The sequence below is a fragment of the Borrelia persica No12 genome (assembly GCF_000500045.1).
In the GTDB taxonomy this organism is placed as follows: domain Bacteria; phylum Spirochaetota; class Spirochaetia; order Borreliales; family Borreliaceae; genus Borrelia; species Borrelia persica.
Map to the genome: position 1 here is coordinate 1 of NZ_AYOT01000140.1, position 11,672 is coordinate 11,672.

General features: G+C 27.8%; 11 protein-coding genes and 5 pseudogenes. 6 read left to right on the plus strand and 10 right to left on the minus strand.

Translation table 11 applies throughout. The annotated features are described in order from the left end of the window. Positions 1 to 45: 45 nt before the first annotated feature. From U881_RS10755 to U881_RS13245, 5 genes and pseudogenes are all read right to left on the minus strand, one after another. Positions 46 to 1,007: pseudogene (locus tag U881_RS10755) on the minus strand (variable large family protein). Further along, positions 979 to 1,128 (minus strand): hypothetical protein, encoded by a 150-nt coding sequence (locus U881_RS13750; RefSeq protein ID WP_160164792.1) that lies wholly within the window; start codon positions 1,126 to 1,128, stop codon positions 979 to 981. Before U881_RS13750 ends, U881_RS10755 begins: the two are co-directional and overlap by 29 nt. 807 nt (positions 1,129 to 1,935) lie before the next feature. Further along, positions 1,936 to 2,074 (minus strand): annotated as a pseudogene (locus U881_RS13755) (variable large family protein); the annotation flags it as partial. A 363-nt stretch (positions 2,075 to 2,437) separates the two neighbouring features. Further along, a pseudogene (locus tag U881_RS0103130) lies at positions 2,438 to 3,376 on the minus strand (variable large family protein); the annotation flags it as partial. Positions 3,377 to 3,554: 178 nt separating this feature from the next. Further along, positions 3,555 to 3,778 (minus strand): annotated as a pseudogene (locus U881_RS13245) (variable large family protein); the annotation flags it as partial. A 156-nt stretch (positions 3,779 to 3,934) separates the two neighbouring features. Here U881_RS13245 and U881_RS0103140 point away from each other — a divergent pair. Next, entirely contained in the window at positions 3,935 to 4,264 is a 330-nt protein-coding gene (locus tag U881_RS0103140) for a hypothetical protein (protein ID WP_024653186.1), read from the plus strand. A gap of 612 nt (positions 4,265 to 4,876) precedes the next feature. Beyond that, positions 4,877 to 5,023 carry a hypothetical protein gene (locus U881_RS12730; RefSeq protein ID WP_160164793.1) on the plus strand — a complete coding sequence of 49 codons (147 nt, stop codon included), beginning with the start codon at positions 4,877 to 4,879 and terminating at the stop codon, positions 5,021 to 5,023. Between the two features lie 36 nt (positions 5,024 to 5,059). Here U881_RS12730 and U881_RS12735 read toward each other — a convergent pair whose 3' ends face one another. The 4 genes from U881_RS12735 to U881_RS0103160 all read right to left on the minus strand — a co-directional run bounded on the left by U881_RS12735 (position 5,060) and on the right by U881_RS0103160 (position 7,871). After that, complete coding sequence (locus U881_RS12735) at positions 5,060 to 5,224, minus strand: hypothetical protein (protein ID WP_160164794.1); 165 nt, start codon at positions 5,222 to 5,224, stop codon at positions 5,060 to 5,062. A 292-nt stretch (positions 5,225 to 5,516) separates the two neighbouring features. Continuing rightward, a complete protein-coding gene (locus tag U881_RS12740; RefSeq protein ID WP_160164795.1) occupies positions 5,517 to 5,669 on the minus strand; it encodes a hypothetical protein in 153 nt (50 codons plus the stop codon). A 775-nt stretch (positions 5,670 to 6,444) separates the two neighbouring features. Beyond that, complete coding sequence (locus U881_RS0103155; RefSeq protein ID WP_024653187.1) at positions 6,445 to 7,626, minus strand: MFS transporter; 1,182 nt, start codon at positions 7,624 to 7,626, stop codon at positions 6,445 to 6,447. Further along, the gene (locus tag U881_RS0103160; protein WP_024653188.1) at positions 7,623 to 7,871 is read right to left on the minus strand and encodes a hypothetical protein; all 249 of its coding nucleotides are present in this window, start codon (positions 7,869 to 7,871) and stop codon (positions 7,623 to 7,625) included. Before U881_RS0103160 ends, U881_RS0103155 begins: the two co-directional genes overlap by 4 nt. Before the next feature lie 472 nt (positions 7,872 to 8,343). Between U881_RS0103160 and U881_RS0103165 the strand changes: the two genes are divergently transcribed. From U881_RS0103165 to U881_RS0103180, 4 genes are all read left to right on the plus strand, one after another. Then, positions 8,344 to 9,066 carry a plasmid maintenance protein gene (locus U881_RS0103165; protein WP_024653189.1) on the plus strand — a complete coding sequence of 241 codons (723 nt, stop codon included), beginning with the start codon at positions 8,344 to 8,346 and terminating at the stop codon, positions 9,064 to 9,066. Between the two features lie 96 nt (positions 9,067 to 9,162). Further along, a complete protein-coding gene (locus U881_RS0103170; protein WP_051374037.1) occupies positions 9,163 to 9,696 on the plus strand; it encodes a DUF226 domain-containing protein in 534 nt (177 codons plus the stop codon). Next, a complete protein-coding gene (locus U881_RS0103175; RefSeq protein WP_024653191.1) occupies positions 9,672 to 10,451 on the plus strand; it encodes a ParA family protein in 780 nt (259 codons plus the stop codon). The genes U881_RS0103170 and U881_RS0103175 overlap by 25 nt, the downstream gene beginning before the upstream one ends. Then, on the plus strand, positions 10,448 to 11,065 hold the full coding sequence (locus tag U881_RS0103180) for a chromosome replication/partitioning protein (protein WP_024653192.1): 618 nt from the start codon (positions 10,448 to 10,450) through the stop codon (positions 11,063 to 11,065). The genes U881_RS0103175 and U881_RS0103180 overlap by 4 nt, the downstream gene beginning before the upstream one ends. 349 nt (positions 11,066 to 11,414) lie before the next feature. Here the strand turns inward: U881_RS0103180 and U881_RS13250 are convergent. Further along, positions 11,415 to 11,672: pseudogene (locus U881_RS13250) on the minus strand (phage portal protein); the annotation flags it as partial.

An 11,672-nucleotide genomic window follows, 5' to 3' on the forward strand; every position in this document is an offset into this window, starting at 1 on the left:
AAGTGTTCCCTTTAAATAATTTTTTACTTAATTTTATACAATTATCTATCGTTGTACACTAGCTAACGCTTCTGAAGATTTATCTTCTTGTTTACCTTAGCTAGTGCTTTATTTATCTCTTTTAATCCACTATCAACTGTATTTCTTATCGCAATCATAAGAATACTGAGTGTCTTGTTTACTGCACTTGCTACTGCTCCATTTACTGCATGAGCTGATTTCTCTTCACCATTTTTAGCCGCAAATTTACCATCCTTTGCCATTGCCCGCAATGCTATACCTCCTGCTATTACCGCATCTTTCTTTGCTGCATCAAGAGTTTTAGTACCAGAATCATTCTTAGCAACTGCAATTTCAGCTGCATTAGTTACTTGATTAATACCTTTATTAGTATCAGCATCTCCTGACTTTGATATAGCTTGCAAGATATCAGCTCCACTTACTGCTCCTACTGATGCACTTGCGGCTGCAGCTTGTGCTTCTGTTCCATCATTAGCACTTCCTTTAGCAAACAAATTCCCAACTGATTTCCTTTCATTTTCTTCAGTCTTATTTACTTCTGCACTTCCCTTATCCTTTAACACCACATCAACTATTGTTTTAATTCCTTTAACTAGTGCGTTTACACTTGATACTTCTCCAGGTTTAGCGTCTTTATTTTGTTCAGCATTTCCTATAGCAATATCAGTTGTAGCCCCTTTCGATGCTTCTTTTGCTCCTTCTGCAATTTTATCTAATATCCCACTAATAAATTGCTCAACTACTTCTTTCACTTTTGGATAATTACCATTTTCTGCAACTAAAGTGTTTAATTTATTCTTCACTAATACCATAGTCTTCTCAATATCAATAAAATACTTCCCTATATCACTCTTTTTCGTTTCTGCCTTTATCCCCAATGTCCCACTCACCATATCCCCAAATGCCACAAATACTTCCAAAAATCCTTTCCCTAAATTCGCAATAGAATTTAAAAACTCATTCTTTACCTTCTTTTCTGCTAACACATCCCATAAGCACCAACTTAACGTTATTGGCTTCTTTCTCCAATTGTAAAGCCTTATTGTAAAGATTTTCCATTCCTAGAATTGTTTTTGATGAAATAGTCACAGCCCTATACTCAGTCAAGAAACCAAAGCATATTTAGACAAAAAAATTAATGAATCTAAAGAATTAGAAAAAAATGTAAAGAAATTATTCAAATTTAGATTGCTTGCAAGTGCTTGATTTTTTTATATAGCATTTATTCTTGTTTTGCTTTAATATTGTAATTAATTAGATCTTTCTCTAGTTTGAATCGGTTTTTTTATTTATTAAATCGCAAGATATAAACATAGAAAAATCAGACTGAGTATTAATGTCTTAATCATTTTTTTATTTCTCTTTTCTTTAAAAGATATACCTTTTAAGATTAATTGCAAGTATCAGTTTAGGATTCTTGATGATTTTTATTACAATTTTTATATTTCATATAATCCAAATCATCAAAAAATGCAAGGCAACAATTTAAGAATCCTCAAAACAATGTGCTAAAACTGTAAATAAGTATGTTAAAGAATTGTAGGAGAACCTCAAGGAAGCCTTGCATGTCATCAAGTCCAATTCTGACTAAACAAAATATCAATCAAAATAATAGAAATTTTAACTTTTGTAAATTTTAACAACCTCATCTCTCTAAATAACAAAACAGTTTTCATTTAATCTAATCACAAAATAAGCACTAGAAATGAAAAAAGTTTATACAAAATAAAAAACATATTTTTTCAAACTTAATTTATACTAGTATTTCTGTTAAAAGAAAATTTATAATATGTTGTTGCCTTATCTTTAGTATCATATTTATAAAACTAAGATACAAAAAAGAAAAACAACTCTCCCTACTAAACAGGTAGTATAATGTTTCTCTTAAATGACTTTATCATTTAATTTGACTATCAGCTTATCCTTAATTCCTTGTATAATCTCCTGAATTGTATTAAAATAAACTGTAATATCCGATTCCTTACTATCCACATAATCCTAATACACTACCAAAGATATCACCAAAAGAAGTAAAAACATTGATAATGTCATTCCATCCCATACCAACCATTACTTTGTTTTTTCTTCCCTCATTATTGATTCTTGAATATTTTTGCCATTGATTTGCACTTCCTCATTTTTATCCCAATGAAAAATCACCTACAAAATATATTTTAAACCTAAATTACAACTAAACAACAAAGGCTAAGAAAACTACACTCTTAGCCTTCTATTTGGTGATTTTATTTTCTCAGTCAAATATATCACTTTCGACAATAACACACACAAATCTTACATAAACACCACAAGAAAACCTATTCTATCAGCCCTCTTACTTTACTCCCTTTCATAAGCATTATACTTATAACTAATTATAACCTTATTTAACTTAGTATATGCAATTATCTATTCCCTATTATTCCTTAGATCCTGATACACTATTTTCAGAACTTAATGGTTTATCATTTACACCAATTTTCATTGCTTCTTTCACTTCCTTTAGTCCTACACCTACTGCTTTTTTTATTGCTACAGTTAGTGTATTTAAAGCTTTGTTGACTGCACTGATAGCTGCATTAGCAGTTGCTATTTTAGCATCAGCTGCATCAGCAGCATTAGCATTAGCAAATTTACCACCTTTAGACATCGCTCGCAATACTATTCCTCCTGCTATCGTTGCGTCTTTTTTATTATTGTCATTAGCATTACCAACAGCAATAGGTACATTAATAGAAGCTAACTTAGCAGACTCACCTTCTTTTCCAGTAGAAATAGCTTGCAATATATCAGCTCCAGTTACCGCTCCAACTGCTTTTGTTGCATCAGCAGCCACCTTCTTCGCATCATTAGCAATAGCTTCATTGCCAAATAGTTTTCTTGCATCACCAGCACCAGCATTAGCTCTTGCAGCAAGACCGTCAGCTTTTTTGTCATCCCCAGCATCAACTTTACCTTCTCCCTTAAGTACTACTTCTACAATTGTCTTAATTCCTTTTACTAAGTTATCAATCTTTTCACCTGCAGTTCCAACACCAGCATTATTAGCTTGATCAGCCACATTGCCTATTGGATGATTATCATCACCAATAGCCTCACTAGCAGTCTCTGCTCCCTCGATTATCTTATCAAGTGTCTCACGAACAAATTTATTTACTTCACTCTCTACTCCCGCCGCATTCGGATTCCCTTCTCTTTTCATGTCAGCAACAATTTTATTAAGCTTATTCTTTGTACCTTCTACAGTATCTTTAACTTTCTGAAAATAAACTGCAACATCCGACTTTTTACTCTCAACATTCAACCCCAATACACTCCCAACAATATCCCCAAAAAAAGTAAAAACACTGATAAAATCAGTGAAGCACCAGAACTGAACAAACAATCAAAAAAAATACACCTATCAAAGAAAAAAATGATAAATAAATAAACAATATAACATATCTTAACTTAACACAATAAGAGAGCCATAACGCTCTCTTATCTTATTTACCTACATAAATATATATGAAATATTATGGTTATAACTGGTTCACCTATTCACTAGTCTTACTTCCAGAACCATCTCCCTCCTTGTCTAATTATCTCCCAACACTTTATTAATCTCTTTTAATCCATTTCTGATTGCTATTGTTAGTGCACTCAACACCTTATTTACAGCACTTGCTACTGCACTGTTAATTGCATTAGCATGTTTAGCATCATTATCAACTGCAAATTTACCATCCTTCGCCATTGCTCTCAATGCTATCCCAACTGCGCTATCCCAACTGCTACTACTGCATCCCTCTTTGATACATCAACTTAACAACTAAAAAAATGAAATAAAAACGAACGAATATACATAAATCAAAATTCACTTATTAAATGAATAAATGATAAATCATTAATAATGACGCCTTAAGAGCTATCGCTGTTGATAAAATCGGCGTTGGTCTTTGCACCCAGTACTAATTCAGCAACTAGTATTCCCAACTTTATTAACATCATCACCAGTAAGAACAACAACCTTAGAATTTTTGCTTATCTATCATATTTAAGTACTTTTTTAGCAAGTTCAAGTATTTATGTAGGAAAGAAATATGACATAGAAATCAAATTTAGAAATAACGGTAGTAAGGTGACTAATAATAATGTTGGAACAGCTATTGAAAAAATTCTTCTCACTACTGTTATTAACCTTAGTCTTAGCTCTGTATTTTTAATTACTATGTTAACACCTTTATCATCGGCATCAAAGTCATGAACATTATTATCAATCGAATTATCATCATTAGTTATACCAGTGAGTTTAGTGAGGACATCAATTAATTGTTCAAAAATATCACTTGCTTTTTAAATTATATCTCTACTACCTTAATTGTATTTCAATACAGTAGGAATACTTGATGCAATAGTTAGAAAACTAATGACTAAGAATGGTAAACTTAGTGCTAATGAAAATGATACTAATGCAGCTAATTCAACATAGCATTAAATGCACTAAAAATTTCACCTGTTAGCTCCTTAACTTATTATTAGTCTCTTTCGATCCTTTTTACATCTTCTCAAAGTCTTTTCCTATATAACTTTATTATCATAAGATATTATACCTATTAACTTCTTACTGTCATTCAAAAAGAAAGAAGACAATCTAAACACATCTTTAATGTTCGCCTTCTAATCTTATTACTTAATAATCTAAATTTACTATTTGTCTTCCTTCTTAATTTACCTTCCTTATTTACTTGGTCCTAAAACTGGCTCTTTTGGACCTCTTGCTTCATCTATTTTTCCTTTTGCTTTCTCAAGAACATTTTCTTAACAACTTATTTGCTGACGTTACTCCTATTTTTGCATTTCTCTTTGTCCTCCTGCATTGCCAGGCTCTGTTGCTGCTTTTGGAGATGTTGAAACTGAAACTCGAACATTTGTCACTCCTTGTACAAATGCCAATGGAATTATATTGCAATACGAATTTCCTGATAATGATGCAACACCTCGCTCTTCTTATCTTTTGACTTGACCATTGATTTTAACATTTCATTTCCACTGAACGCCGCTAATATTCTAATATTACTGCCACTTCAGATACATCAACGACTTCTGCTACTAAATCTGAATCTAATATCTTAGCTACCTCTTTATTATCTTCTTTTCCTATTACCTTTAATGTCATAGTTCCAACTTTCAATGTTTTAACACCTAAATTTATTGCTATATCCACTATTTCCTTTGATACACTAAATATTGATTTAACTTAGGCTCATCTAAAGTCTCTTTTTCCCTCTATAAAATTGTAAATAACCATTTTTCACCCTTCAAACTTAAATAAGTCAAACATACTATTATCTAAAATCTGTAATTTTTTTATAGTCTAACAACGCAACTAAATTGTTTTTTCTTACTCTTTTCAATTAAATCCTTTAAGATTTTTCCATCCTTTTTTTATGTCATAAATCTCAAATTTTGATTTTAGACGATTATTATTAAATCCCCTTTATAAACTTGGAATAAAGTTAGCTCTTCACTATACTAAATTGACTCTTAAGGTCACAAGCCTTGGCATTTCTTTCTAATGCACGATACAAAATCTTATTAAAATAATCTTCAAATATAGTTATTTTAGTATCACTACTGAACTGGATTAAATTATCTTTATATATTCCCATTTTTGCCTTATTTTATATACATTTGCTCTAAAAAGACCAATCTATTTAGTCATTTTTGTACCATCTAACTTACCTTAGCTTACCTTAAACAAAATACAAAGTATAATTTTCATATAACCTTTTTATTTTATTAATATATCTTCAACTTTGCAAATTAATAAAAAAAAGTACCCTTACTCTTAATTGATAATTTTTGAGGTTTAATAGACACACTAATGTTAAACTCAATAAATAAAGTCATAATTGTTAATAAACCTAACGATTTTTCTATTTTAAACTTCCTATTTAACTTAAACAAATTGAAGTACATCATATACCTAAAAAAATCAATTTCTATTTGAACAAAAAATAATAAAGAATGAATTTATTTAATTAAGGCATATATTATAATAAAGCAATGTTAAAATACTCGTACTAAAAAAATTCAATACCATTATGTTCTTCTCAAATCTCCAATTGATTTATTCAATCTATCAGTCTCACTTTCAATCTCAAAACCACGTGCAAAGCATATTATTGAAAGTAGAATAGTAAACTTAAATTATTCAGAATCATTTTAAGTGTCTTCCATTTGCAAGGCTATTCATATTAATCTTAATTTTAAGCTTGATAAATTCCTTCGTTTCACCAAAACATCCAGAAATATTATATCCCTGTCTTCAATACTTAAAATTTTTATAAAAATTTTTATATCATTAAATGCAAGCTTTTTGTTTTCTTTCCATATTTAAGTTCATCTAATTTAATTATGATACATAAACATGATACATAAAATTTACTCTATATCATCTTTTCTATTACCCGTAAATTTATACATCACAATAACAGATAGAATACAAAAAACAAGTATTAATAAAATAAATGCATTTATAATGCTTACAAAGCTAGTTAAAACCGAACATACTATCAACACCAAAAATGAAAATAAACGAGATATTGTACTATTAATAGAAGTTATAGTCCCTAATATTTTTGAATCTATATTCTTTCGTAAAAAATATTCCAAATTATTAGAATAAATAGAAACCAAAATTACAACAAATGTCATTATAGCAATCAATATATAAATGTCGAAAACTATTTTTATCAAAATTGATAAAAATAGTATGAAACCTAAAATAACATAAGAATCATATTTTGAATGTTTATTTTTTTTAAATACCCATGCTCCTATAATATTTGATAAACGAAATAATATATATACAATTCCAAATATGTTAATAGGAACATTTTTATCAATAAAAATAGCTTGCCAATATAAATAAAAAGGTTGAAAAAAAAACTGAATAGAACTAATTAAAATAAATAACTCTATGAGTATTTTAGATTTTAATAATGTAATTATATTATTTTTAAATTGTTTTAGACATAATCTTATGTCTTTTTCATTATGACCCATATTCTTATCACTTGATATAAAAAAAATTGTAATTAAAGACGATACTAAATATAAAAATAATGAAATAAGATAAATTTTTTTATCAACATATAAGAATAAAATACTGCCTACGTATCCACCTAAAATAGCACCAATACCTAAAATTATTTTCATAGATGATATAAATGTTTTTAATTCTTTAGAATTATTTTGATATATATGAGTAAAACTAACATCAATTGTACCAGTATTGACTGCAGATGAAGCACCATATATAAACCACGCAAGACAAAGCATTAAAAATGATGATATCTGAAAAATAATAAAATAGGCAATCATTGACAAAAAAATCGATGATAAATAAACTATTTTTCTATCAAAAAGATCTGATATTACACCTGAAGGAAGTTCAAAAAAAATAATTGCTAACATATAAAACATCTGGACTATAGCAATATCTTTTAATTGCAAACCCTTATTTATTAAAATAATAGTTAACACAGCATGTGGCAATGTTCTAGCACATTCTGATAAGAATAATGAATAGAAATAATATCTTTGATGTTTATATTCTATCATAGTGTTTTATTACACTTACAGAATGTATTTTTTTTAATATCAATAAAATGAAATGAAAAATCATGATTACTAATACCGATTCGCTTGTTTAAAGAATTAATATTTCCATATTCACCTCCAAAAAAGAATATTATATCAATGATAGCCATACTTGAGGCAATTGCATTATTAGTAAAAAAAGAAGGTGCTTGATAATCCTTATTTGCAATTATTATTTTGTTTTCTATTGTAGAAGATGATGACATCTTCATAACCCCAATATCAGTACAATATGGACAAGATGAAACATTGGGAATATAAAATGGACCAATAACCGAAAAATGAAGTTGAATTTTTTATATAAGTCATTTTTATATCCTTTTAATATTTAAGATCAAGCATGTCACATTATTCATAACCATTTGACATACTTGATTTTAAATATTAATTAAGTGTTTTGCCACGCATAATTCTACCCCCATTAACCTTATTTTTTTAATACTAGTAAAAAATAAGGTTAATTTCAAGGTACTAAAAAATAACTAATAATTTAAATTTGACATTTTAAAGAAAAAAATATACAAATTTCAAAAAAATATACAATCAGTACCCCCATTCATTATGGCGTTTTTTTAAATACTTGCAAAAAATTTAACAAAATATAAATCAATATTCTATTTACTTTTCAATAAAAGTTATATATCATAAAGATAAATATCTATTTCTAAGGAGTTTGCGATGCATATAAACCTAAAGGTTAAAAATTACATACAACCATCAAAGGAATATCACAAGAGATATTATAAAATATTATCAATAATTACCTACTATCAAAAAAATGCAATTAGATATAATCAAACAACTATTTTAAAAGCATTAAATACTTTCTTAATCAAAGATGGCCTTAAGCCGATTACACTTAGAACCTTGCGAAAAGATTTGGCTTTTCTATGCAATAAAGGAATTATTCAAAAAACTTTATTAAGATTAGGAGAAGGAAATGGTTCTTATATAAGATACTCAGTAAATAAATACAGTCTTCATAATCTAAAAAAATTACTAAGAGCAAAAGACGCAATTGTTGAACATGATGCAAATGCAGTATACAGATTCACAAAAAAAACTCAACAAAAATATTGTGAAGAAAATGGGATTAAAACTTTTAAACGAAAAAGTGCAACTAAAAATGTCAGTCAATATATAAATAGTAAATATAAAAATAAAAAAAAGAAAGAAAAAATGAAAATTGAAGGAAAAAAAACAGAAGTAAAAAATGAAATAAAGAAAACAAACGAAATCAATCTTGTAATCAAAAATGTGGGCAAATGGAAAACAATGAGGTACTTAGATAAAATAGAAGAGAATGCAAATAAGAAGAGATATGAAGACAGTATGCGCAGAACAAAAGAATGGCTGAAGGAAGGTTTGATTACAAAATTTGATTACAAAAAAGGATTATAATAAAGACTGTAATATTAAAACGATGTTTTAAAAGTAAAACATAAAGTACACATTAAGAGATTTGAAAGGGGAGGGATTGAGAATCGAACTAAAGATATGAATGTGAAAAAAAACATCAACAATGTTTTCACCAAAATTAACAAAGAAGGTTCTAAAACAACGTACCATACGAAAATATTCAGTGATTTCTTCACTTTTGGGGTCAATCAAAAAGAAAAAGGCAAGTTTTTCATCGCTTTAAGAGGTCTATTCGATAAAGAAAAAAAAAACACATTTCATTTATTTAGTCCCAAGAAGGGAACCAATGATAAATTTTTAGGAGTGTTCTATGGTTTTAAAAGGCTCAATAGACCGATTTTGATTAGATATGAAGATAATATAAAACAATCTAGTGAGTCTACAATAATATACAAGCCTTATTATATAGAATTTAGATTTAAGAGGGGAAGTATCTTTTGCTATATAAGAGCGATGCATGTACTAACTAAGAAAGGAAAATTTAATAAAAAATATGTTCAAAGTTTGTTGGGACGAATTATTAACTTGGAAAATGAAGTATATAAATTCTATGACAAAAAATTGCCAGAAGGAGGTGTTATAACTAAATGGGTAGAAAAAAACCAGAAATAATTACATTGGCCTCAATTAAAGGTGGTGTTGGGAAAAGTACAAGCGCGATCATATTTTCAACTATATTGGCAAAAGAACATAAGGTGCTTTTAATAGATATGGACACACAAGCATCAACTACTAGCTATTATCATGATAATCTGACAAAAAAAAATGTTAATGTTGTGGACACAAACATTTATAAAGTATTGAATGAAACATTAGAGATTAATGACTCAATCACAAATATAGATGGTAACTTAGATTTTATTCCAAGTTATATTCATTTACACAAATTTGTTAGGGAAGCTATTCCTTTAAAGGAATTAAGGTTAAAAGAATGTTTGTTTTTCTTACAAAATGAATATGATTATATAATATTGGATACTAATCCTAGTTTAGACGCTACATTGGCTAATGCTCTGATATGTAGTAATTATATAATAGTACCAATGACAGCAGAGAAGTGGGCTGTTGAAAGTTTAGAGCTAATAGAATTTTATATGAAAGAGTTAAGGATAAAACTTCCAGTTTTTGTTCTTATAACCAGGTTTAAGAACAATAATACACATAAGGAATTGTTAGAATATATACAGTCCCAAAGTGAATTTTTAGGTTTTATTCATGAAAGAGAAGATTTAAATAAAAGAATATCAAAAAATGATGTTTTCGATCTAAGCAAAGACTATATAAGAGATTATGAAAATTCGTTAAATAACTTTTTAATTAGAAGATGTAATAGTGCGTTAAACGCACTATTAAAGGAGCAAAAATGAAGTATGTTGTTTTGAGTAATAGAATTTTAGATATTAATAAGGACAATAAGTTGCTTTGTTCAAGGGATGAGGCTCTTGCTAGGTATAATGAACTGATGGCAAAAATGAAACAAAATTCTAAAAAGGAAATTTATTATAAAGTGGAAAACATTAGAATTTTAAAAGAAATCAAAGATAATGAGTATTATAAGTTAGAAGGGCACAAAAGTTTCGATAAATTTATAGAAAGTTATCGAATGGCTAAAACTCAAGTATATGCATATTTGAGATTAGCAAATGCTATGGAAAAAGGGATTCTTGCAGAGCAATATATTATTGAACATGGTATTAATGAATCACTTGCACTAATTAAGGAAAGGAAATTATTAAAATTAAAGAGATCAACACAAGATTTGGTAAAACCATTGAGATTTCAACTTGAAACTTATGAAAGTTATGATTTTTATAAAAAGAATTCTAAGTTTATATCGTTTTTATTGGAAAAATTATTTGCAGATGACAAGACTTATTTAGATAAGTTATTTCAAGAATATTCTTATTTTAAATTAAAGAAAAAATTATCTAAAAGAAAGGATGATCTACATAATACAAATGAATGTCTTGAAAAATTTTGATAATTTTCACACTATTTTCTCTAGGTTGTATGTCAAGTATTTTGGTACTTTATAAATAGTAGACTGATGACCTAAGTAGATTATATTAATGATATTAATTTAATATTGTCAATATAATCTGCTTTTTATTTAATGGATTTTTTTTTATAGTGTTATTATTTGTTCTGATCTTGCCATAAAATTTCTTTATGTAATTATTTGAGACTACATTTTGATTATTACTATTATTAGCAAGTTCCTTTTTATATTGCATATATTTATTACATTCATCCACACTAATAGTTTTTTGGGGGGGAACTTTGTTTTCTACATTGTTAGTTTAATAACTACCTTGTTATTTTTTATGATCTGTGTTAGAATTAATTTGCAGTGATGCTTTGCTTATTGTATCATTAATCTCTGCTAGTGATTCATCCTTGTAAAATAAAAATTATAATTTCGAATCTTTTTTTCTATTTCTTGATAAATAATCTCAAAAAGATATATGTTTAACAGAAAACCTTGAGTATAACATGGTGTATATGAACCCAAAATATAATCATAATTCTCATATATAATTAAACGACTCTTATGAATCTTGACTTCTTTTCTAGATGTTACACCCTCT

Coding starts and splice junctions, on each gene's coding strand:
- U881_RS12740 (WP_160164795.1), bottom strand. CDS start 5,669: ATGGGAATATATAAAGATAATTTAATCCAGTTCAGTAGTGATACTAAA.
- U881_RS0103155 (WP_024653187.1), bottom strand. CDS start 7,626: ATGATAGAATATAAACATCAAAGATATTATTTCTATTCATTATTCTTA.
- U881_RS0103160 (WP_024653188.1), bottom strand. CDS start 7,871: ATGTCATCATCTTCTACAATAGAAAACAAAATAATAATTGCAAATAAG.
- U881_RS0103165 (WP_024653189.1), top strand. CDS start 8,344: ATGCATATAAACCTAAAGGTTAAAAATTACATACAACCATCAAAGGAA.
- U881_RS0103170 (WP_051374037.1), top strand. CDS start 9,163: ATGAATGTGAAAAAAAACATCAACAATGTTTTCACCAAAATTAACAAA.
- U881_RS0103175 (WP_024653191.1), top strand. CDS start 9,672: ATGGGTAGAAAAAAACCAGAAATAATTACATTGGCCTCAATTAAAGGT.
- U881_RS0103180 (WP_024653192.1), top strand. CDS start 10,448: ATGAAGTATGTTGTTTTGAGTAATAGAATTTTAGATATTAATAAGGAC.